Source organism: Streptomyces lomondensis (assembly GCF_014651035.1).
Lineage (GTDB): Bacteria > Actinomycetota > Actinomycetes > Streptomycetales > Streptomycetaceae > Streptomyces > Streptomyces lomondensis.
The window spans coordinates 470,406-491,922 of the sequence record NZ_BMWC01000001.1; the positions used below are offsets into that span (position 1 = coordinate 470,406).

Consider the following 21,517-nt stretch of genomic DNA (forward strand, 5'->3'; position numbering starts at 1 on the left):
TTTGCTCGTTGTGCCCTTGTGCCGGTTGGGGGTGAGTCCGTTGTCAGGTGGTGCGGAGGTACTTCGGTGCCGGGGGTTCCGACTTCTTCGCATCCCTGCCCAGTGTTGCCGACAGCCATTTGTCGTACGACGCCTGCCAGCCGTTCGCCGTGTCCCTGCGGTAGTCCACCAGAATCTGGTTGACCCGGCGTACCAGATCGTCCGCGTCCTTCTTCATCGCCACGCCGTAGTACTCGGCAGTGAAGGCGTCACCCTTGAGCTGGACCGTCGGATCCTGTGCCGCCTGGCTCGCGGCGAGCGCGCCGTCGGTCACCACCGCGTCGACCTCGCCGAGCTGGAGCCGTACCAGGCAGTCGAGTTGGTTGGGGACGGTGGTGGAGATGTCGGTGCCGGCGGGGAGCTTGCCGTCCTTCTGGTCCGCCTCCAGCGTGGAGTACGCCGTGGAGCCGGCCGCCGTGCAGATCCTGCGGTCCGCGAGCGTGTCGTCGTAGCCCTTGACGGGTGAGGACTTGGGGGCCAGGACCTGCTGGCCCGTCTTGAAGTAGGGCGCGGAGAAGGCGACGTCCTTGATGCGTTCGCAGTTGATCGTCATGGTGCGGACGACCATGTCCACGCGGCCGTCCTTGATCGCCGGGATGCGCTGGTCGGTCGGGATCGCCTTGAACTGGACGGCGTTCGGGTCGCCGAGGATGTCCTCGGCGATGCGGTGGACCAGGTCGATGTCGAAGCCTTCGAGCTCCGCGGTCTTGCCGCTGTTGGGGTTGCGGTATCCCCATCGGTAGCTGTTCTGGTCGACGCCGACGACGAGCTTGCGCTTCTCGCCCTTGCGGTTCTTGATCGCCCGGATGGTGTCGCCGTCCGTGGGGGAGGGGGCGAGGGTCTGCTTCTCCGGGGAGTCGCAGTCTTCGTCCGCTTTGGTTTCGGCGGTTTCGGCGGTGTGTGTGGTGTGGGTGGCGGATTGGGTTTTGGTGGCGGCCGTCGTTCGGGGCAGGCACAGGGCGATGAGTGCCACCAGGGCGCAGGCGATCGCCATCGTGATCACTCCGCCCCAGCCCTTGAGGGTGCTTCGCATCGTCGTGCCTCCTCTCGTCCGTGGCCCGTTCATCGGTACTCCGAGAGCCTGCGGCCGATGCCCAGGACCGCGCCCGCGGCGCCCAGGACGGCGAGGACGGCGGCGCCTGCCGACAGGCCCGTCAGGGCGTCCCGGCCGTCGCCGGCCGCGCGCTTGAACTCGGCCTCCTCGTGCGCGAGGGCCGTGCGCAGGTTCGCGTCGACGCTGTCGAAGCACTCGCCGGTCGTGCCCTTGGTGCCGATGACCATGTCCAGTGCCTGCTGGTAGTTGCCGTTCTCGTCCTGCTCGCGGGCCGCGGAGTGGCGCTTCTGCCACTCCTTCATGTTGCCCACGGCGGCGGTGACCGGCTGTTCGCCTGAGGGGTCGTCGGCGAGGTTCCCGGCTTCCGCCAGGTGCCGGCCGAGGGCCTTGATGTCCGTGCCGAAGTCGTGGTCGTAGGCGTCGTACGTCTCGTCGCCGACCTTCTTCGTCTCGGCGCCGCGGGCCACCAGTGTCAGGTTCTCGTTGCCGCGGGCCTTGAGGGAGGCGATGCGGGCGTCGTGCAGGACGTTCAGGGAGCGGACGCCGTGGTCGTAGGAGTCGTTCAGGCCCGCGCGGGCGACGCTGTGGCCGACGATCAGCCACAGCAGGACGACGGTCGCTGTCGCCGTGGCCGCGACCAGGCCGTGGTTCAGGACCCTGTTCGTCCGCTGGTACGTGCGGTGTTGGGCCCAGGCGAGGGCGGCGAGGGCGGCGATGCCGAGGGCGATGGCCGCCCAGGGGTAGGGCGTGGCGTCCGCGTAGTCCCCCTGGAGGCGCTGGTTCTCCTTCTTGTACAGGTCCTCCGCCGCCGGGAGCATCTGCTGCTGCATCTTCTCGTTGGCGTAGCGGAGGTAGGCGCCGCCGACGGGGAAGCCCTGGCGGTTGTAGGTGCGGGCGCGTTCGACCAGGCCCTTGTACTCCGGGAGGAGTCTGTTGAGCTTGGCGATCGTCGCGGTGGACGGGGAGTCCGGGTCCGCGTTGGCGGCGGCGTTGACGAGTTTCTCGGCGGCCGTGCGGATGTCTTTCTCGTAGCGGTCGCGGGTGGCGGCCGTTTCCTGGCCGCCGGCGAGGAAGCCGCTGGAGGCGGCGGTGTTGGCGTCCGCGAGGGAGCGGTAGATGTCGGCCGCGTCCGAGCTGAGGGGCTGGCTGCTGGTGAGGACGTCGTCGGCGGCGGCCGCGCGGTCCGTCATCTGCCAGGCGGTGACGGTGCCGAAGGCGATGACGAGGAGGGCCAGGAGGGCGCCGATGATGCGGAGGCGGCCGGGTTCCGTGGTGGCGGCGGCGCGGAGTTGGTCCAGGCCCTCGGCGAAGGCGGTGCGGCGGGGGGCCGGGGGTGGGGGTGGTGTGCTGGTGCCGCTGGGGGGTCGGGACGGTGGTGCGGGTTGTGCGGGTACGGCCGGGAGGGTGGGCAGGCTGGGGCCCGGTGGTGGTGTGCTGCTCTTCGGCGCGTATGTCACTGTGACCTCCCCCATGGTCATCCGTCGCCGCAAGTATCGCTGCCGGGACTGACATCCGCACCGGCCTTGCCTCGATCTTGATGGGATCGCAGCGTGAAGCACCACCGCTTGTAGGAACACGTCGGGGGAGGTGGTTCGGTTCCCGTGGGGGGTGCGGAGTGCCTGCGGCGGCCTGCGCGGGTGGGGTGGGGGTGCGCGTTGCGCCTTCGCGTCGGGGGTGGGTCGGGGCCGCGTCGGGGGGTGTCCGTCCTCGGAACGGCGCGATGGGGTGTCGTACCGACTCACTGGCGTTGACGCGCCAACCGCTGCGGGCGGACACCCCCCGACACGGCCCCTTCTCGCCGTACGCGGGTGCGGGCGCGTGATCGTTGCCCTAGCTGCGGGCAGTCGTGCCGCTGGGGCGGCACGGGTGGGCGCAGCGGCACCCCGCTCCGCCGGGCTGCGGAGCAACGCCGCCGAGTGTGTCCTGGACGCCGAAGTGCCTCGCGGGTGCGGGACAGTCGGCCGTGTTCCAGGAGCAGGTCCAGGGCGGCCCGGTCGTTCATGCCGCGCAGGACGCGCGGGGTGCCCGGCGTGCCGGTGGTTCAAAGTTTCCTGTTGAGGGCGGCACCCGCAAGGCCCGGGTGCCGCCCTCTCCGTGAGCGGCTACTTCGTGGTGCTCGTGGGTGCCGGCGGAGCGAGCGGGGACGCCGCCGCCGACTGCGGGGACGTGGCGTTCGCGTACGCCGACGGGGCCGCCATCCCCGCCGTCGGGTCGGCGGGCGCCTCCTCCACCGGGGCCGTGGCGCCGCCGACGATCCGGATGTCCGCCGCGTCGAAGGCCCGCTTGACGCGCCAGCGCAGCTCGCGCTCCACGGTCAGGGACTTGCCGGGCATCGTCTTGGCCGAGACGCGCACGACCATGGAGTCCAGCAGGACGCTGTCGAGGCCGAGCACCTCGATCGGGCCCCACAGCAGCTCGTTCCAGGGCTCCTCGGCGCCCATCTTCTCGGCGACCTCGTCGAGGGTGGCCTTCACCTTGTCCAGGTCCTCGCCGGAGTGGACCGTGACGTCGACGTTGGCCGTCGCCCAGCCCTGCGAGAGGTTGCCGATGCGCTTGACCTCGCCGTTGCGGACGTACCAGATCTCGCCGTTGTCGCCGCGCAGCTTGGTCACGCGCAGGCCCACCTCGATCACCTCGCCGGAGGCGACGCCCGCGTCGATCGTGTCGCCGACGCCGTACTGGTCCTCCAGGATCATGAAGACGCCGGAGAGGAAGTCCGTGACCAGGTTGCGGGCGCCGAAGCCGATCGCCACGCCGGCGACACCGGCCGAGGCCAGCAGCGGGGCGAGGTTGATCTGGAACGTGCCCAGGATCATCAGCGCGGCCGTGCCGATGATCAGGAAGGACGCCACCGAGCGCAGCACCGAGCCGATGGCCTGCGAGCGCTGGCGGCGGCGTTCGACGTTGACGAGCAGCCCGCCGAGCGCGGTGCCGTCCACGGCCTGGACGGTGCGGTTCATGCGGTCTATCAGCTTGGTGATCGCCCGGCGTACGACGACCCGCAGCACCGCCGCTATCACCACGATCAGCAGGACGCGCAGGCCGATCGCGAGCCACGTCGACCAGTTCTGCTCGACCCAGCCGGCGGCGTTCGTCGCGCTCTCCTGGGCGTCCTGGAGCGAGGGCACTCTCGGGGTCTCTGTGTCCGAGGGGGTCGGCGACGGCGACGGGCCGGCGGCGAGCAGGACGGCGTCCGCAATGGACAAGGACACGGCAGGTACCTCCAGGTGCAGCGGTCTGCCCCGGTGCGGTGGTCCTGGGGGGTCAAGGTCACGGTTGGGTCACCGAAGGGGCAGAACCACCACACTAACGGGGCATTGTGTGTGCTCCCGAAGAATGTGTGAAGGAGAGACCGTCCTCACCTGGGCTTGAACAGGCCATGGTCCGGGGGATGAATCAGATGTGGTCGAAAACACTCCCAGCCCGTTACGGGGACATGGTGGCGCTTCCACCAGGCCTGAGGGGAGACTGGCTACGAATCGTCCCGGCGCGAGCCACGCGCCGCCGGCGTCCAAGGAGGCATCCGTGCCGCATGTCCTGGTCCTCAACGCGTCGTACGAGCCGCTAGGCGTCGTACCGCTCCGCCGCGCGCTCGTCCTCGTCCTCGAGAACAAGGCCGTATGCCTCGAGGAGTCCGGCGCCTATCTGCACAGCGCGACCGTCACAGTCCCCGCACCCAGCGTGGTCCGGCTCAAGCGATTCGTCCGGGTTCCCTATCGGGGGCCCGTTCCTCTGACCCGCCGGGCGCTGTTCGCCCGCGACGGGGGCCGGTGCATGTACTGCGGTGGCGTCGCAACCAGCGTCGACCACGTCATCCCGCGCAGCCGCGGGGGCAAGCACGTCTGGGACAACGTGGTGGCGTCCTGCCGCCGCTGCAACCACGTGAAGGCCGACCGTCACCTCTTCGAGATCGGCTGGCGGCTGCGCCACAAACCCGCCCCGCCCACCGGCCTGGCCTGGCGCATCATCGGGACCGGCCATAGGGACCCGCGCTGGCTGCCGTACTTGCAGCCGTACGGCGCGGACGACGCCTTGGCCCGGATCGACGGCATTTCCGCCTGACGACGATCCGGGCCTTCGTATTGCCGCGTGCGGCCCCCGGCCCCGGGGAACCCCCGTTCCCCCGGGGCCGACCCGTTGCGGCGGGCCCGGCCGCAGCGTCCGCGCGGCTCAGGCGTACCGCAGCTCCCCGGGGCGCACCGAGCGGCGCAGCAGCGGCAGTGAGGTGGCCGCGGCCAGCAGGCAGGCGGCGTAGACGGCGACGGGCACCAGGGACGTCACCCAGGGCACCGGGCGGCCACTGAGCGTGGCGTACCAGGTGCCGATCGCCATGCCGCCCAGGCCCGCGAGCAGCACCGCGGGCGCCAGCGGCAGCGCGGTCTCCAGCAGCAGGGCGCGGCCGAGCACCGTGCGCGGCACCCCGGCGGCGACCTGTGCGGCCAGGCCCCGGCGGCGGGCGGCCAGGGACTCGGCGGTGCCGACGGCGAGGCCGGACAGGGTGATCGCGAAGGCGACGACGATGGCGGCGCCGGTGAGGTCGAGGCCGGTGGTGTAGTAGGAGGCGCTCTCGGCGAGGTTCCGCTCGGTGTGCACCACGTCGCTCAGCACCTGCCGGATGCCCGCGAAGCCGGTCCCGACGACCGTCACCAGCAGCACCGCCGCGTGGGTGCGGGCGGCCGCCCAGGGGTCGTCGCGCAGCCGTTCCGCCGCGATCAGCGTCGCCGCCGACCGGGCCCGGGCCGCGAGGATCCGCCCGGTCGCCTTCGCGGTGGCCCCGGAGAGCCACACCGCGCCCGCGCCGACCGCGAGAACCACGCCCATCAGTTGCAGCGGCAGCTCGCCGGTCGGCCGGTCGGGGGCGGCCGTCGACGTGGTGGCCACGGTCAGCAGCGCCAGCACCGCGACGAGCAGGACCCCGGCCAGGAACAGCAGCCCCGGCCCCCGTCCGGTGCGCGGCCCGACCCGGCGCACCCAGCCGAGCGGGGAGGCCACGACCCGGCGCAGCGCCAGTGCGCCCGCGGCCGCGCCCAGCACCGGTACGGCGACGGCGACCAGGGCGATCCCGGCCCAGGCCAGGGCGGTCGGCCGGTCCCACAGGCGCAGCAGGAGCAGCACAGAGAAGACGGTGGCGACCGCCGAGCCCAGCAGACAGGCCAGCCCGGTCTCCAGCCCGGCGATCCGCCGCACCTGCCAGGGCGTCGCCCCGGCCAGCCGCAGCCCGGCCAGCCGCCGGTCGCGGTGCGCCGCGCCGATCCGGGCGCACTGGCCGAGGAAGCCGAGCACGGGCACGAGCAGGAGCAGCAGGCCGACGATCACGCCGGACCGGGTGCCGGGCTCGTCCAGCAGGCCCGCGGCGACCGGCACCCGGTAGCTGCCCCGCAGCGTGGCCAGGGCGACGGCGGCCAGCGCGAACCCCGTCGCGAGCGCGGCGCCCGTCGCCGTCAGCGCGACCCGCCACCACTCGCCTCGATCGGAACCGCGGGTGAGCTCCCAGGCCAGGCGCAGATCGGAGCGCAGGGCTCTCATGCCGTCACCCCCAGCGCCGTCACGACGCCGTCCCGCAGCTGGACCTCGCGGTCCGCGTACGCCGCCACCTGGGCGTCGTGCGTGATCAGCAGGACCGCCGTGCCCGACTCGCGGGCCGTGTGCACGAGGGCCGTCATCACCTGCTCGCCGGCCAGGGAGTCCAGTGCTCCCGTCGGCTCGTCGGCGAAGACGACCTTCGGACCGGTGACCAGGGCCCGGGCCAGCGCGGCCCGCTGGGCCTGCCCGCCGCTCATCTCGCCCGGCCGCAGGTCCTGCTGGCCGTGCACGCCGAACCGCTCCAGCCACTCGCCGGCCCGGGCCCGGGCGCGGGCCCGGTCGGTGCCGGCCAGCAGCAGCGGCAGGGCGACGTTGTCCAGGGCCGTCAGCTCGGGGATGAGCTGCCCGAACTGGAACACCACGCCGAACTCGGTGCGGCGCAGCTCGCTCAGCCGCTTCTCGGGCAGGTCCTCCAGGCGCCGGCCGTCGTACGTCACCGAGCCCTCGTCGGGCCGGACGATCCCGGCCAGGCAGTGCAGCAGCGTCGACTTCCCGCTGCCGCTCGCGCCGGTCACGGCGAGGATCTCGCCCGTACCCAGCTCGATCGACGCGCCGCGCAGGGCGGGTGTCCTGCCGTGCGCCTTGGTGAGGCCTGTGGCCGTGAGAACAGGCACGGGTCTGGTCATGCTGCGTCGACCTCCGCGGTCAGGGTGGTGAGCCGGGCCGCTGTGGTGCTCATCCAGCGGAGGTCGGCGTCGAGGTGGTTGAGGGCGTAGTCCGCCGAGAGCACGGTCGCCAGGTCGGCGCCCTGGGCGGCCTTGACCGCTGTGAGCTCCCGCATCCGCTCCATGTGGGCGGCGCGCTGGGCGTTCAGGTACGCGGCCGGGTCGCCGCCGGCGAGGATCGCGACGACGACCTTGGCGAAGATCTCGTTCGTCACGAAGGGCGCGGGCGGCGCGATCTCCCCGGCCCAGCGGGACAGTTCGTCCGCCCCCTGGTCCGTCGAGCGGTACATCGTCCGCTCCGGGCCGCCGTCCGAGTCGGTGCCCTCGACCTCGGCGAGGCCGTCCCGGACGAGGCGTTGGAGGGTCGTGTAGACCTGCCCGTAGGCCAGCGGGCGGGCCTGCGGGAAGCGTTCGTCGTGGCGTCGCTTGAGGTCGTAGCCGTGGCTGGGACCCGTGGCGAGCAGGCCCAGCAGGACGTGGCGGGTGCTCATGGCGATCATTATGTACTCAGTACATGTACTGAGTGAATAGTGGGAGCCGAAGAAGTTCGCCGATCCGGGTTCCGGGGGCGGGGGGTCACTCCGTGACGGCGTACGCCTCCGCCGACCACAGCGAGTACCCGTACGGCGTGGCCCGCTTCTCGCCCTGCACCCGCAGGAAGCGCACGTCCCGCTCGTCCATGCGGACGCTCTCGCGACCGCCCCGGCCGTCCCGTACGGCCGCCGCCGTACGCCAGCGGCGGCCGTCCGGCGAGACCTGGACGCGGTACGCCGAGGGGTGGGCGTCCTGCCAGCGCAGCACGACGTGCCCGAGGCGGGCCGGGCGGGGCAGCTCGACCTGCCACCAGGCGCCGTCGTCGGCCGGGGAGGACCAGCGTGTGTCCGGGTCGCCGTCGTTCGCCGCCGACGCCGGGAAGTCGGGCGTCTCGTCGCCCGAGGAACGGGCCGTGCCGGTGCGGGCCAGGTCGGGGCCGCCGGTGGGCGGGACGGCGCGGACGGTGAGCGTCCGGGGCGCCCCCGCGAAGCGCAGCCGGACCTCGTACGACCGCATCGGCGTGCCCCGCTCCACGGTCACCTCGACCGGGACCGCCACGGTCGTGCCGCGCGGCACGGTCAGTTCGGTGCCCGGCACCCGGACCCGGACGCCCTCGGGCGCCTCGACGGTGAGCCGGCCGCGGGCGTCGCCGCGGCGCAGCGAGCCGAGCCCGGCCGTCAGCCGCTGGGTCCGCCCGGTCTCGGCGTCCAGGCGGTCACGCGTCAGCTCGAGGGAGGTGGCCGGGGAGTCCGCGAACCACGGCACCAGATGGCGCACGCGCGCCGGCGCGGCACCGACGACCCGCACGGCGTCCACCCGCCCGGCCGCAGCCGGCACGGGCACCTCGGTCGCGCCCGACGTGGTCAGTCGGCCGGCGCTCCGCCAGCCCTGGCCGGGTGCGTGTACCTCGACGGTGCCCTCGGTGCCGGGGTCGGTCAGGACCGTCACGGCTGTCAGGGAGCGGGGGTGCGGGAAGCGCAGGGTGCGGCCGTCGCCGGGGTTGCGGGGCGGCTCGTGGTCGATGCCCGCCCAGGCCGCGTACGACTTCTGCGCCCGCCGCAGGAACGGGTCCAGCACGTCCGTGCCGACCTCGACCCGGGCCGACTCCAGCCGGGCCCGCAGATCCCCGAGCCTGCGGTACGCCGTCCAGGCCGCCGCCGCGTCCCCGGCGCGCTGCGCGTCCAGCATGCCGAGCGCGGTCGTGCTCGCCTCGCCGTACCGCGCCAGCTGCTCCGCCCAGGGGGCGACCTCCTTGGCGAGACCCGTGCCCGACAGCCGCCGGGGCAGCTCGCGCAGCACCGTGAAGGCCTCGCGCAGCCGGCGCGCGGCGGCGGCGTCGCCCGTGCCGGTGCCGGCCGCCGTCCGGGCCTGCCAGTACGCCTCGGTCAGCGGGCGCAGATACGCCGACTCCTCCCCGTCCAGCACCGACGCCGCGTCGTTCCCGGCGAGCGCGGCCAGGGCCTGCTCGCGGCGCCGGTCCCCGCCCGCGAGGTCGGCGATCGCGGCCCGCCAGGACGCGCCCGGCCGGTAGGCGCGCGGGTTCCAGGCGAAGTCGGCGGCGGTGAACAGCGGGATCCGGGACGCCTCCGGCTGCTGCATCGCGTTGGCGAGCAGGGCGGCCGAGCCGGTCGCGACGGCCGGCTCCCGGCCCCGGTACGGGCCGAGGAAGATGCGGCCCGGGTCGTAGTCGTTGACCGGGTAGTTGTCCATCGTGACCAGCGGATGCCCGAACGCCTCCCGCGCGTCGGCCAGTTCACGGCCCGTGATGGTGCGGGGCACCACCCCGACGCCCGTCCACGCCACCTCGACCCGCGCGCCCAGTGCCTCCGCCAGCGCCCGCCGGTACTCGGTCGTGCCGTCCTCGTAGTACTCGGTCGGCATCAGGGACAGCCCGGCCGCCCCGGGGTGCCGTTCCGCCAGGTGCCGGGCCACCGCGTTCGCGACCCGGGCCTGGGCCCGCGCGGCCGCCTCGGGGCCGGAGCCGAACCGCTCGGCGTCCGCCTCGCAGTGCCACTCGCTGTAGCTGACGTCCTGGAACTGGAGCTGGAAGGCCCGGAACCCCAGCGCCCACATCGCGTCGAGCTTGCGCGTCAGCGCCCGCACGTCGGCGTCCGAGGCGAAGCACATCGCCTGCCCCGGGGCCACCGCCCAGCCGAGCGTGACGTGGTTGCGGCCTGCCCGCTCGGCCAGCTCCCGGAACCGGGCCCGCCGCTCCGCCGGGTACGGCTCGCGCCAGCGGGCCTGCCGGTAGAGGTCGTCCCCGGGGGCGTACAGGTAACGGTTCTGCTTGGTGCGCCCCATGAAGTCGAGCTGCGCCAGCCGCTGCCGGTGCGTCCAGGCGGTGCCGTAGAAGCCCTCGGTGATACCGCGTACGGCGGTGCCGGGCCAGTCGCGTACGGCGGCCGCCGCGATCGTGCCGTCGGGGCGCAGCAACTGCCGCAGCGTCTGCACGGCGTGGAACAGGCCGTCCTCGCCCGTGCCGGTGAGGGCGACGCCGCCCGGGCCCACGGACAGCTCGTACCCGCCGGAGGGGAGGGCGTGGCGGTCGCCCGGGCGCACGGGTTCCGTCCGGGCGCGGACGACCAGGGCGCCGGGCCCGGCGGTGTCCGTGATCCGGCGGGCCCCGGCCTGCCGCAGCAGGTCGCGCAGAGCCTCGACGGCAGGGCGATCGGCCTGGGCGTCGGTGATCAGGGCGACCTCGTCCGGCACCGCGACCGGTGCGCCGTTCGCGCGCAGGGACTGCGGGCGCGGCCAGACCGAGAGGTCCGCCCCGGCCGTGTCGGCGGCCGGTGCGGTGGTCGTGCCGGGGGTGGGCGCGGCCGCCACCGCGGCGGGCGGGGCGCCGAGGCTCCCGGCGACGACGGCGACCGCGAGGGCCGCTGCCCGCTTCCCACGCCGCAGTCCCACAGGCCCCCTCCAAGTTGTTCGACCAGGAGAACGAGCCCACCACCCGGCCGGTGAAGGTGTCAACGAGAGTGGCCGCTGTGACCGGATTTGACGGAATATGGTCAGAGTGGAGGGGAGCGGGATGTGAGCAGAAGCACGATCTTCGGCCCGGGGCGTCTGCCTTCGCGTCGACTGGGTAGGGCTGCGATAACCCGTCGAATGCCGTACCCGACAAGGAGGCCCCCGTGGCTGCGATGACTTTCCTTCCGCTCCCGGCCCAGTCCAAACCCGTGGCGGACTCGTCCGCCGACCTCGACGACCCCCACTACGACGACCCCCATTACTGCATCTTCAGCTCCGAGAGCACCTGCACCGAGCCCCCGCTGACCAGCGAGCCCCCGCTGCCCGACGCCGAGCCCCTCACCAGCGAGCCGCCGCTCGCCGAAGCCGCCCCCCTGACCAGCGAGCCCCCGGCCTTCGTCCCGGACTTCACGAGGCTGTAGATGACCGCACCCCGGCCGGCCGACGCACCCTCCGAGGACCTGTCCCGCCTCGCCGCCCTGCACGGCGTGGCCACCTCGTACAGCCCGTCCCCGGACCGCACGGTCGCGGCCTCGGCCACGGCGGTCACCCTGACCCTGGCCGCCCTCGGCGTGGACGCGAGCACGCCCGGCGCCGTCCGCGCCGCGCTCGCCGCCCGCGAGCGGGACCGGGGCGAGCGGCTGCTGCCGCCGACCGTGGTCGGCTGGGGTGCCGGCCCCCCGGCCGCCGTGGCCGCGCTCCCCGAGGGGAGCCGGCTGCGCATCCAGACCGAGCAGGGCGAGACGCGCGCCTCGGCGGAGCAACTCCCGCCCGGCGTCCACCGGCTGACCGCCACCGCGCCCGACGGCCGCACCGCGGACGCCCACCTGATCGTCGCCCCGCCCCGCCTGCCCACCCCCACCGGACGCTCCTACGGCCTCCTCGTCCAGCTCTACTCCCTGCTGTCGCGCCGCTCCTGGGGCATGGGCGACCTCGGCGACCTCGCCGAACTGGCCGGCTGGGCCGGGCGCTCCCTCGGCGCCGGCTTCGTCCAGGTCAACCCGCTGCACGCGGCCGTGCCCGGCGCCCCCACCGACCCCTCCCCGTACCGCCCCTCCTCCCGCCGCTTCCCCGACCCCGTGCACCTGCGGATCGAGGACGTCCCCGAGACCGCCTACGTCGAGGACCGCGAGCGGCTGCGCGCCCTGCTGGAGAGATCCGGCCGGCTGCGCGCGGCCGTGCTGGAGGAGGGCGCCCTGATCGACCGGGACGCCGTGTGGGAGCTCAAGCGGGAGGCGCTGGAGCTGCTCTGCGCGGTCCCCCTCGGCCCCGGCAGACGCGCCGCCTACTGCGACTTCCTCGCCGAGCAGGGCCAGGCCCTGGAGGACCACGCCACCTGGTGCGCGCTCGCCGAGGTGCACGGCTCCGACTGGCACCGCTGGCCGACCGGCCTGCGCGACCCCCGCTCGGCCGACACGACCCGCGCCCGCAACGGCCTGCTGGACCGGGTCGACTTCTGGTCCCGGCTCGCCTGGCTCACCGACAGCCAGCTGACCGCCGCGCAGCGCGCCGGGCGCGAGGCCGGGATGCCGGTCGGGATCGTGCACGACCTCGCGGTCGGCGTCCATCCCGGCGGCGCCGACGCCTGGGCGCAGCAGGAGTACTTCGCCGCCGGCATGTCGGTCGGCGCACCGCCGGACGCCTTCAACGCCCGCGGCCAGGACTGGGGCCTGCCCCCCTGGCGCCCCGACCGCCTCGCGGAGTCCGGCTACGCCCCCTTCCGCGAGCTGCTGCGGGCCCTGTTCCGCTACGCCGGAGCCCTGCGCATCGACCACGTCATGGGCCTGTTCCGCCTCTGGTGGGTCCCCCAGGGCCATCCGCCCACCGAGGGCACGTACGTCCGCTACGACGCCGAGGCCATGCTCGCCGTCCTCGTCCTGGAGGCCTCCCGGGCCGGGGCGCTGGTCATCGGCGAGGACCTCGGCACGGTCGAGCCCGGCGTGCGCGAGGCGCTGCGCGAGCGCGGGGTGCTCGGCACGTCCGTCCTGTGGTTCGAGCGCGACTGGGAGGGCGACGGCCGCCCCCTGCCGCCCGACCGCTGGCGGGCCGACTGCCTCGCCACCGCCACCACCCACGACCTGCCCTCCACCGCCGCCCGCCTCACCGGCGAGCACGTCGAGCTCCGCGACAGCCTGGGCCTGCTGACCCGCCCGCTGGCGGAGGAGCGCGCCGAGGCCGCCGCCGACACGGCGGAGTGGCTGGCCCTGCTCTCGGAACTCGGCATGCTGCCCGGCACCGGCGGCGGCACCGACGCCTCCTCGGAGGAGGCCGAGATCCAGGCCGTCCACCGCTTCCTGCTGCGCACCCCGGCCCGCATGGTCGGCGTCTGGCTCCCCGACGGCGTCGGCGACCGCCGCCCGCAGAACCTCCCGGGCACCTGGGACCAGTACCCGAACTGGCGCCTGCCGATCGCCGACGCGGAGGGCCGCCCCGTGACGCTGGAGGACCTGGCCGCCTCACCGCGGCTGCACGCCCTGATCGAGGTGCTGAGAGAGGGCGGCGAGCCGTCGCCCGGCCCGGCACCGCCCGGCCCGCCCGGCCCGTCCGGCGCCTGAGGGCGCTCAATCGCACCCCCGGCCGCGCACGCCCAGTCGGCGTTGGATACTTTGACACCGTGGACAAGAAGAACGCCCTGCGCGCCGGCGCCCTGGCAGCCGGTACGACGCTGATGATGCTGCTCATGTCGTCCCCCGCGAGCGCGCTCACCCGCGACGACGGTGACGACCCCGGCCCGGGCCTGAGCGTCATCGAGACGCTGGGCCTCTTCGTCGTGGCCCCGATCGTGCTGTACCTGGTCATCCATGGACTGGTGATGATCGGCGACAAGTCGCACAAGCAGAAGGACCCGACCAGCTCCAACATCAGGACCAAGTCCGCCGACAAGGCCGACGCGAAGGCCTGACGCGGGCCTCCGCCGAGCCGCCGCACGGTTTTCCGAGGGCGCCGTCCGCGGCGTACGTACGCGCGATCCCGCCGTACGCGCGCCGCAGACGGCGCCTTCGCCGTTCGCCCCGACGGATTCGCGGCGGATTCGCTCCTGCGGATTCGGCCCTACGGATTCGCTCCTACCGATTCGCCCCTACGGATGCGGGGCCGTCAGGTAGCGCTGCACGGTGGGGCCCAGCCACGCCACGATCTCCTGGCGGGTCAGCGCCACGGCCGGCGGGAAGCGCAGCACGTACCGGGTCAGGGACAGCCCCAGCAGTTGCGCGGCGATGAGCGCGGCGCGCGTCGCGGCCTGCTCGGGATCGGGGCAGACCCGGCGGGCGGCCGGCAGCACCTGGTCGCGGAAGACGCCCTGCATGCGCTCGGCCCCGGCCTGGCTGCCGGCGCCGACCCGGAGCAGGGCGGTGAGCACCTCGTTCTCCTCCCAGTGGTCGAGGAAGTGCGCCACGAGGGTGTGGCCGACCTCGTGCCGGGGCAGCGCGCTCAGGTCGGGCAGCCTGATGTCGACGGCGACGGCCGCCGCGAACAGGCCGTCCTTGCTGCCGAAGTAGCGCATCACCATCGACGGGTCGATCTTCGCGTCCCGGGCGATGGCGCGGATGGTGGCCCGCTCGTAACCGTCGGCCGCGAAACGCTCGCGGGCGGCGTCGAGGATGGCGGCGCGGGTGGAGTCGGAGCGCCTGGCGGGGGCGGCGGGAGCGGAGGGGCTGGTTTCGGACGTGCTGTCGGGCATGCCGACGAGCGTAGGCCAACACCTGTGGGCCAACAACCGTTGACGTCTCCCGATCGGCGCCGTACGTTGGTCAACGAGCGTTGGCAAACAGTTGTTGGCCACCGACCGTTGGCAGTCGATCGTGGGCAACCAACCGTTCGCGCACGGCCGTTGGCAACCGGCTGTTGGCCCACGCGCGTTGACCAACGTACGTTGGCCCCAGGGAGGCCCTGATGAACGGCACCGCCCGCTCCGTGATCGTCGTCGGCTCCGGCCCGACCGGTCTGCTCCTCGCCGGTGACCTCGCCACCGCCGGCGTCCCCGTCACCGTCGTCGAGAAGCGCCCGCACCGGATCAGCAACCTCTCCCGCGCATTCGTCCTGCACGCCCGCACCCTGGAGCAGTTCGACGCCCGAGGGGTCGCCGACGAGGTGGAGCGGGTGGGCCGGCGGCTCGCCCGGTTCCGCCTCTACGGCCGCCTCTCGCTCGACCTGACGGCGCTCCCCTCCCGGTTCAACCACATCCTGGTCCTCCCGCAGTACGAGGTGGAGAAGGTCCTGGAGCGGCGGGCGGCCGAGGCCGGGGCGCGGTTCCGCCACGAGACCGAGGTGACCGGGCTGACGCAGGACGCCGAGGGGGTGACGGTCGAGGTCCGCGGGCCCGGGGGCGGCGCGGAGTCGCTGCGCGCGGCGTACGTCGTCGGCGCGGACGGGATGCGCAGCACGGTGCGGAACGCGGTCGGGCTGCCCTTCCCGGGTCGCTCGGTGATCCGCTCCCTCATGCTCGCGGACGTACGGGTCACCGAGCAGCCCGGCGAACTGATCACCTTCAACGCCGTCGGCGACGCCTTCGCCTTAATCGTCCCCTTCGGCGACGATTACCACCGTGTCATCTGCTGGGACCGGAGCCGTGAGCTGCCCGACGACGCGCCCGTCGGCCTCGACGAGGTCAGGGCGGCCACCCGGCGCGCCCTCGGCCGGGACTTCGGCATGCACGACCCCCGCTGGATGTCCCGCTTCCACAGCGACGAGCGCCAGGCGCCCGCCTACCGCGCGGGCCGGGTCTTCCTCGCCGGGGACGCCGCGCACGTCCACACCCCGGCCGGCGGCCAGGGCATGAACACCGGCCTCCAGGACGCCGCCAACCTGAGCTGGAAGCTGGCCGCCGTCCTCAAGGGGCACGCGGACGACGCCCTCCTCGACACCTACCAGGCCGAGCGCCACCCCGTCGGCCGGACGGTGCTGCTCAGCAGCGGCGGCATCGTGCGTGCCGCCATGGCCGAGCGGCCCTGGGCGATCGCCCTGCGCACCGCCGTCGCCTCCGTGGTCGACACCGTCGGCCCGGTGCGGCGCAAGGCGCTCGGCCAGGTCACCGGCATCGGCTACCGCTACCCCGCGCCCCGTGGCTCCCACCGCTTCACGGGCCTGCGGGCGCCCGACGTCGCCCTGGCCGGCGGCACGCGCCTGCACGAGGCCCTGCGCGGCGGCCGGTTCGTGCTGATCGCCCCGGAGGAGTTCGAGACGCGGGCCGAGCGCAAGGACCGGCTGGCCGTCGAACGCTGGGCGAGTGACCGTCGTACGACCGTGCTGGTGCGGCCGGACGGGTACGTGGCGTGGGCGGCGGAGTCGGCGGACGAGCGGACGATCGAGGCGGCCCTCGGCGCCCACGTGGGGTGAGGCGGCTCGGTTCCCGGGCCGCGTGCGGCGCTGCCTCGGTGGACCGGAGCAACTCGAGGTGAGGCGGCGCGGTTTCCGGGCCGCGTGCGGTGCTACCTCTCGGTGGACCGGAGGAGTTCGCGCAGCAGGCCGGCCAGGTGGCCGGCCTGTTCGGCGTCCAGGCCCGACAGCGCCTCCGTCTGGGCCGTGAGGCCCGCGCCGACCGCCTCGTCGACCAGGTCCAGGCCCTTGTCCGTGAGGGTGACCTGGAGGCCGCGGCGGTCGTGCGGGTCGGGGGAGCGGCGCAGCAGACCGGCGCGCTCCAGCTTGTCGAGGCGCCCCGTCATGCCGCCGGTGGTGAGCATCAGCGTCGCGGAGAGCTGCCGGGGCGAAAGCGTGTAGGGCTCACCGGAGCGGCGCAGGGTGGCGAGCACGTCGAACTCCCCACGGGAGATCCCGAACGTCGCGTACGCCTTCGTCACCCGTTCCGCCATCGCGTGCGAGATGCGGTTGACCCGGCCGAAGACCTCCATGGCGGTGGTGTCCAGGTCGGGCCGGACCCTCGCCCACTGCTCGATGATCGCGTCGACGGGGTCCTTGCGCTGCTCCGGGCGTTCGCTCATGGCACGAGTATCGGAGCCCTCCCGGTCAGCCGCAAGAAAGTAGCCCGACTGAAAGTTGCTTAGCAGTAAGCTACTTTCTGCTGACCTACTTGAAGGGTGCCTCCCATGGCCGCTTCCCGCCCCGCTCTCATCGCCCTCACCGCCCTCGCTCCCGTCTCCTGGGGCACGACCTACGCGGTCACCACCGAGTTCCTCCCGGCCGACCGCCCCCTGTTCACCGCCCTCGTGCGCGCCCTGCCCGCCGGTCTGCTGCTCCTCGCCCTCGCCCGGGTGCTGCCGCGCGGCGCCTGGTGGTGGAGGGCGGCGGTGCTCGGGGCGCTGAACATCGGCGCCTTCTTCCCGCTGCTGTTCCTCTCCGCGTACCGGCTGCCCGGCGGTCTGGCGGCGGTCGTGGGCTCGGCCGGTCCGCTGTTCGTGGCCGGCCTCTCGGCGCTGCTGCTCGGGCAGCGGCCGTCGGCGCGCACGCTGCTCACGGGGGTCATGGCCGCGTTCGGCGTCAGCCTCGTGGTGCTGCGGGCGGCCGGGGCGCTGGACACGCTGGGACTGCTGGCGGCCGTCGCCTCCACCGCGTCGATGTCGGCCGGCACGGTGCTCACCCAGCGGTGGGGGCGCCCCGAGGGCGTCGGCCCGCTGGCCCTCGCCGGCTGGCAGCTGACCGCGGGCGGCCTGCTCATCGCGCCCCTCGCCCTCCTGGCCGAGGGCGCGCCGCCCGCGCTGGACGGCCGGGCGGCCGGCGGCTATCTCTATCTCGCCGTCGCGAACACGGCGGCCGCGTACTGGCTGTGGTTCCGCGGCATCGGCCGCCTCACCGCCACCCAGGTCACCTTCCTCGTCCCGCTCTCCCCGCTGACCGCGGCCGTCGTCGGCTGGGCGGCGCTCGGGCAGGCGCTGACGCCGGTGCAGCTGGTGGGCATGGGGCTGGCCCTCGGGGCGACGGTGGCGGGGCAGTTCGTCACCCGGCGCGAGAGGCGCACCCTCCGTTTCCCAGAAACCTCTGAAACCTCCCGTTTCCGTGAAAGGGACGCTCGCAAAGACGCGAGGGACGTCACGGACGGGGCGCTGCGCCGGTAGGCGAAGGGGCGCCCGGGTGTGCCGGGCGCCCTGGGAAAGCCGCCGGGACTACTGCCCGGCCGCCGCGTCCGCCCGCTGCGCCCGCAGCGCGCGCTCCACACCGGCCCGCGACTCCGAGACCAGGCGCCGCAGGGCCGCGTTCGGCTCGGCGGCGGCCAGCCAGGCGTCCGTCTTGTCCAGGGTCTCCTGGGAGACCTGCACGGTCGGGTAGAGGCCGACGGCGATCTGCTGGGCCATCTCGTGGGAGCGGGACTCCCAGATGTCCTTGACCACCTCGAAGTAGCGGTCCGCGTACGGGGCGAGCAGCTCGCGCTGGTCGGTCTGGACGAAGCCGCCGATGACCGCCTCCTGCACGGCGTTCGGGAGCTTGTCGGAGTCGACGACCGACGCCCACGCCTCCGCCTTGGCCTCCGGGGTCGGACGGGCCGCGCGGGCCGTGGCCGCGTGGCGCTCACCGGCGGCCGTGCGGTCCCGGTCGTACTCGCCCGCGATCTCCGTCTCGTCGAACCGGCCGACCGCCGCGAGCCGCTGCACGAACGCCCACCGCAGCTCCGTGTCGACGACCAGGCCCTCGATGGTCTGCGAGCCCTCCAGCAGCGCGTCCAGCAGGTCCAGCTGCTCGGGCGTGCGGGCCGTCGCGGCGAACGCCCGGGCCCATGCCAGCTGGTGGTCGCTGCCCGGCGCCGCCGCCCGCAGGTGGGCCAGCGTGGCGTCGGTCCAGCGGGCCAGCAGCGCCTCGCGGGCGGCCGGGTCGGCGTACAGGTCGATCGCCAGCTTCACCTGGCGCTGGAGCGACTGCACGACACCGATGTCGGACTCCTTGCCGATGCCGGACAGCACCAGCGACAGGTAGTCGCGGGTCGCGAGCTCGGCGTCACGGGTCATGTCCCAGGCCGACGCCCAGCACAGGGCGCGGGGCAGGGAGGACTCGAAGTCGCCGAGGTGCTCCGTGACGAACGCCAGGGACTGCTCGTCCAGGCGGACCTTCGCGTACGACAGGTCGTCGTCGTTGAGCAGGACCACCGCCGGGCGGCGCCTGCCGACCAGCTGCGGGACGGCCGTCAGCTCACCGTCGACGTCCAGCTCGACGCGCTCGTCGCGGAGCAGCTTGCCACTGTCGTCGTCCAGTTCGTACAGGCCGACGGCGATCCGGTGCGGGCGCAGCGTGGGCTCGCCCTTGGCGCCGGCGGGCAGGGCCGGGGCCTCCTGGCGGATGGCGAAGGAGGTGACGACGCCGTTCGCGTCCGTCTCGATCTCCGGGCGCAGCACGTTGATGCCCGCCGTCTCCAGCCACTGCTTCGACCAGGTCTTCAGGTCGCGGCCGGAGGTCTCCTCCAGCGCGCCCAGCAGGTCGGACAGGCGCGTGTTGCCGTAGGCGTGGGCCTTGAAGTAGGCCTGCACGCCCCGGAAGAACTCGTCCTCGCCCACATAGGCGACGAGCTGCTTCAGCACGGAGGCGCCCTTGGCGTACGTGATGCCGTCGAAGTTGACCAGCACGTCGTCCAGGTCGCGGATCTCCGCCATGATCGGGTGCGTGGAGGGCAGCTGGTCCTGCCGGTACGCCCAGGTCTTCATCGAGTTCGCGAACGTCGTCCACGAGTGCGGCCAGCGCGACTCGGGCGCGGCGGCCTGGCAGGCGATGGAGGTGTAGGTGGCGAACGACTCGTTCAGCCACAGGTCGTTCCACCACTCCATGGTCACGAGGTCGCCGAACCACATGTGGGCCAGCTCGTGCAGGATGGTCTCGGCGCGCACCTCGTACGCCGCGTCCGTCACCTTCGACCGGAACACGTACTGGTCGCGGATGGTCACCGCGCCCGCGTTCTCCATCGCGCCCGCATTGAACTCCGGCACGAACAGCTGGTCGTACTTCTTGAACGGGTAGGCGTAGTCGAACTTCTCCTGGAACCACGCGAAGCCCTGCCGGGTCACCTCGAAGATCGCGTCCGAGTCCAGGTACTCGGCGAGCGAGGGACGGCAGTAGATGCCCAGCGGCACGCTCTGCCCATCCTTCTCGTACACACTGTGCACCGAGTGGTACGGGCCGACGATGAGCGCCGTGATGTACGTCGAGATCCGCGGCGTCGGCTCGAAGACCCAGACGCTGCCCTGGGGCTCGGGCGTCGGCGAGTTGGAGATGACGGTCCAGCCCTCGGGCGCCTTCACGGTGAACTGGAAGGTCGCCTTCAGGTCCGGCTGCTCGAAGCTCGCGAACACCCGGCGGGCGTCCGGCACCTCGAACTGCGTGTAGAGGTAGGCCTGGTCGTCGACCGGGTCGACGAAACGGTGCAGGCCCTCACCGGTGTTCGTGTACGCGCACTCGGCGACCACCCGGAGGATGTTGCGGCCCTTCAGCAGGCCGGGCAGGGCGATCCGGGAGTCCGCGAAGACCTCGGCGGGATCGAGCGAGTCGCCGTTCAGCGTCACCTCGTGCACGGTCGGAGCCACCAGATCGATGAACGACTCGGCGCCGTTGTCCGCCGTCACGTCGAAGCGCACCGTGGTCACGGACCGGAAGGTGCCGCCCTCCTGCGCGCCGGAGAGGTCGAGTTCGATCTCGTACGAGTCAACGGCGAGCAGCTTCGCCCGCTGCTGCGCCTCTTCGCGGGTCAGGTTTGTGCCAGGCACGCGGTCATCTCCTCGTTATGGGTGGGTTGCGCCATCTTTCCACGGCGGCCGGACGTCAGGCGACGACCTGGGGGTCTCCTAGGGATTCCCCTTGGGCGGTGAGGGTCCGGGCGAACGCGCGCACCGCCGCCGACTCCCCGTCCCGGTGCCACACCAGGCCGAGCGCCGACTCGGGCACCCCTTCCACCGGCACGAACACCACGTCCGCACGCCGGTGGTACGCGGCCGTGGGACGGCACAGCAGCATCCCCGCGCGCCCGGCGGCGACCTGGGTCAGCCCCTCCTGGAGGGTGCTCACCGCCGGGCCCGGGACGGCGGACGGGGCGTGGGCGCCCCGCCAGTACGCCGGAGCCGGGGGCGCGGCCGTGACCAGCGGAGTCTCCGCCACCTCCGCCGCCGACACCGCCGTACGGGACGCGAAGGGATGGTCGCGGGCGACCGCCACCGTCTGGGGCCGCCGCGAGAACACCGGCCCCAGCACCAGATCCGGCTCCCGCACCGGAAGCAGGACGACCGCCGCGTCCACCGCGCCCTCCCGCACCCCGCCGAAGGGATCGGCGAGGGGGATCTCCACCAGGTCCGTCGCGCACTCCGGGTGCGCGGACCGGAAGGCCCGCACCGCCGCCGCCAGCCGGGTGTCCGCCGTCCCCTGGAAGCCGATCCGCAGGGCGCCCTCGACACCCCGGGCGGCGGCCCGGGCGTCCTCCACGGCCTCGCGCAGCCCGCCGTACGCCGGACGCAGCCGCTGGACGAACCGTTCGCCCAGCGGGGTCAGGGCGACCCGGCGGCTGGTGCGGTGCACCAGACGACCGCCCACCCGGCGCTCCAGCGCGCTCACCAACTGGCTCACCCGGCTCTGCGATACGTACAACCGCTCGCCCGTCCGCCCGAAGTGCAACTCATCGGCCAGCACCAGGAAGCACTCCAGCTCGCGCAACTCCAGCCCCGCCACGGCGCTTTCCCTCCGGTCCGATCGATCAGTCCCGCTCATGGAAGGGTGAGGACTTCGCCGTTGTTCCCGGGCGGGCGCCGCAAAAGGG

17 protein-coding genes are annotated in these 21,517 nt (G+C 73.6%); 6 read left to right on the top strand and 11 right to left on the bottom strand.

Features of this window, described 5'->3' with window-relative positions:
* Window positions 1-43: 43 nt before the first annotated feature.
* The 3 genes from IE255_RS02075 to IE255_RS02085 form a co-directional block, all read right to left on the bottom strand.
* Entirely contained in the window at window positions 44-1,072 is a 1,029-nt protein-coding gene (locus IE255_RS02075; RefSeq protein WP_229906253.1) for a glutamate ABC transporter substrate-binding protein, read from the bottom strand.
* A gap of 29 nt (window positions 1,073-1,101) precedes the next feature.
* The gene (locus tag IE255_RS02080) at window positions 1,102-2,550 is read right to left on the bottom strand and encodes a GlnX family signal transduction membrane protein (protein ID WP_190048353.1); all 1,449 of its coding nucleotides are present in this window, start codon (window positions 2,548-2,550) and stop codon (window positions 1,102-1,104) included.
* Between the two features lie 645 nt (window positions 2,551-3,195).
* On the bottom strand, window positions 3,196-4,305 hold the full coding sequence (locus tag IE255_RS02085; RefSeq protein ID WP_190048354.1) for a mechanosensitive ion channel family protein: 1,110 nt from the start codon (window positions 4,303-4,305) through the stop codon (window positions 3,196-3,198).
* 313 nt (window positions 4,306-4,618) lie between these two features.
* Between IE255_RS02085 and IE255_RS02090 the strand changes: the two genes are divergently transcribed.
* Window positions 4,619-5,155 carry an HNH endonuclease gene (locus IE255_RS02090; protein WP_019760491.1) on the top strand — a complete coding sequence of 179 codons (537 nt, stop codon included), beginning with the start codon at window positions 4,619-4,621 and terminating at the stop codon, window positions 5,153-5,155.
* A 108-nt stretch (window positions 5,156-5,263) separates the two neighbouring features.
* Here the strand turns inward: IE255_RS02090 and IE255_RS02095 are convergent, their stop codons facing one another.
* The 4 genes from IE255_RS02095 to IE255_RS02110 form a co-directional block, all read right to left on the bottom strand.
* Window positions 5,264-6,619 (bottom strand): FtsX-like permease family protein, encoded by a 1,356-nt coding sequence (locus IE255_RS02095; RefSeq protein ID WP_190048355.1) that lies wholly within the window; start codon window positions 6,617-6,619, stop codon window positions 5,264-5,266.
* Window positions 6,616-7,302, bottom strand: coding sequence for an ABC transporter ATP-binding protein (locus IE255_RS02100; protein ID WP_190048356.1), 687 nt, complete (start codon window positions 7,300-7,302; stop codon window positions 6,616-6,618). Before IE255_RS02100 ends, IE255_RS02095 begins: the two co-directional genes overlap by 4 nt.
* Entirely contained in the window at window positions 7,299-7,832 is a 534-nt protein-coding gene (locus IE255_RS02105) for a PadR family transcriptional regulator (RefSeq protein ID WP_190048357.1), read from the bottom strand. Before IE255_RS02105 ends, IE255_RS02100 begins: the two co-directional genes overlap by 4 nt.
* An 85-nt stretch (window positions 7,833-7,917) precedes the next feature.
* Window positions 7,918-10,782: a glycoside hydrolase family 84 protein gene (locus tag IE255_RS02110; protein ID WP_190048358.1), complete on the bottom strand. Its 2,865-nt coding sequence runs from the start codon at window positions 10,780-10,782 to the stop codon at window positions 7,918-7,920.
* Between the two features lie 224 nt (window positions 10,783-11,006).
* On the opposite strand from IE255_RS02110, the gene IE255_RS02115 reads away from it, so the two are divergent.
* From IE255_RS02115 to IE255_RS02125, 3 genes are read left to right on the top strand one after another with little or no spacing between them, the layout of a single operon-like run.
* Window positions 11,007-11,264, top strand: a complete 258-nt coding sequence (locus IE255_RS02115) for a hypothetical protein (protein ID WP_190048359.1) — start codon at window positions 11,007-11,009, stop codon at window positions 11,262-11,264.
* A complete protein-coding gene (malQ, locus tag IE255_RS02120) occupies window positions 11,265-13,397 on the top strand; it encodes a 4-alpha-glucanotransferase (protein WP_190048360.1) in 2,133 nt (710 codons plus the stop codon).
* Window positions 13,398-13,456: 59 nt separating this feature from the next.
* Window positions 13,457-13,744, top strand: a complete 288-nt coding sequence (locus IE255_RS02125; RefSeq protein ID WP_190048361.1) for a hypothetical protein — start codon at window positions 13,457-13,459, stop codon at window positions 13,742-13,744.
* A gap of 177 nt (window positions 13,745-13,921) precedes the next feature.
* Here IE255_RS02125 and IE255_RS02130 read toward each other — a convergent pair whose 3' ends face one another.
* The gene (locus IE255_RS02130) at window positions 13,922-14,521 is read right to left on the bottom strand and encodes a TetR/AcrR family transcriptional regulator (protein ID WP_190048362.1); all 600 of its coding nucleotides are present in this window, start codon (window positions 14,519-14,521) and stop codon (window positions 13,922-13,924) included.
* Window positions 14,522-14,733: 212 nt separating this feature from the next.
* On the opposite strand from IE255_RS02130, the gene IE255_RS02135 reads away from it, so the two are divergent.
* A complete protein-coding gene (locus tag IE255_RS02135; protein ID WP_190048363.1) occupies window positions 14,734-16,176 on the top strand; it encodes an FAD-dependent monooxygenase in 1,443 nt (480 codons plus the stop codon).
* A gap of 92 nt (window positions 16,177-16,268) precedes the next feature.
* On the opposite strand, the gene IE255_RS02140 is transcribed toward IE255_RS02135, so the two are convergent.
* Window positions 16,269-16,778, bottom strand: a complete 510-nt coding sequence (locus IE255_RS02140; RefSeq protein WP_190048364.1) for a MarR family winged helix-turn-helix transcriptional regulator — start codon at window positions 16,776-16,778, stop codon at window positions 16,269-16,271.
* A gap of 105 nt (window positions 16,779-16,883) precedes the next feature.
* Here IE255_RS02140 and IE255_RS02145 point away from each other — a divergent pair, with 105 nt between their 5' ends.
* Window positions 16,884-17,849: an EamA family transporter gene (locus IE255_RS02145; protein WP_190048365.1), complete on the top strand. Its 966-nt coding sequence runs from the start codon at window positions 16,884-16,886 to the stop codon at window positions 17,847-17,849.
* Window positions 17,850-17,897: 48 nt separating this feature from the next.
* Here the strand turns inward: IE255_RS02145 and pepN are convergent, their stop codons facing one another.
* A complete protein-coding gene (gene pepN / locus IE255_RS02150; protein ID WP_190048366.1) occupies window positions 17,898-20,477 on the bottom strand; it encodes an aminopeptidase N in 2,580 nt (859 codons plus the stop codon).
* A 55-nt stretch (window positions 20,478-20,532) separates the two neighbouring features.
* A complete protein-coding gene (locus IE255_RS02155) occupies window positions 20,533-21,429 on the bottom strand; it encodes a LysR family transcriptional regulator (protein WP_190048367.1) in 897 nt (298 codons plus the stop codon).
* Window positions 21,430-21,517 lie beyond the last annotated feature (88 nt).

Coding starts and splice junctions, on each gene's coding strand:
- malQ (WP_190048360.1), top strand. CDS start 11,265: ATGACCGCACCCCGGCCGGCCGACGCACCCTCCGAGGACCTGTCCCGC.
- IE255_RS02095 (WP_190048355.1), bottom strand. CDS start 6,619: ATGAGAGCCCTGCGCTCCGATCTGCGCCTGGCCTGGGAGCTCACCCGC.
- IE255_RS02145 (WP_190048365.1), top strand. CDS start 16,884: ATGGCCGCTTCCCGCCCCGCTCTCATCGCCCTCACCGCCCTCGCTCCC.
- IE255_RS02135 (WP_190048363.1), top strand. CDS start 14,734: ATGAACGGCACCGCCCGCTCCGTGATCGTCGTCGGCTCCGGCCCGACC.
- IE255_RS02075 (WP_229906253.1), bottom strand. CDS start 1,072: ATGCGAAGCACCCTCAAGGGCTGGGGCGGAGTGATCACGATGGCGATC.
- IE255_RS02130 (WP_190048362.1), bottom strand. CDS start 14,521: ATGCCCGACAGCACGTCCGAAACCAGCCCCTCCGCTCCCGCCGCCCCC.
- IE255_RS02140 (WP_190048364.1), bottom strand. CDS start 16,778: ATGAGCGAACGCCCGGAGCAGCGCAAGGACCCCGTCGACGCGATCATC.
- IE255_RS02100 (WP_190048356.1), bottom strand. CDS start 7,302: ATGACCAGACCCGTGCCTGTTCTCACGGCCACAGGCCTCACCAAGGCG.
- IE255_RS02105 (WP_190048357.1), bottom strand. CDS start 7,832: ATGAGCACCCGCCACGTCCTGCTGGGCCTGCTCGCCACGGGTCCCAGC.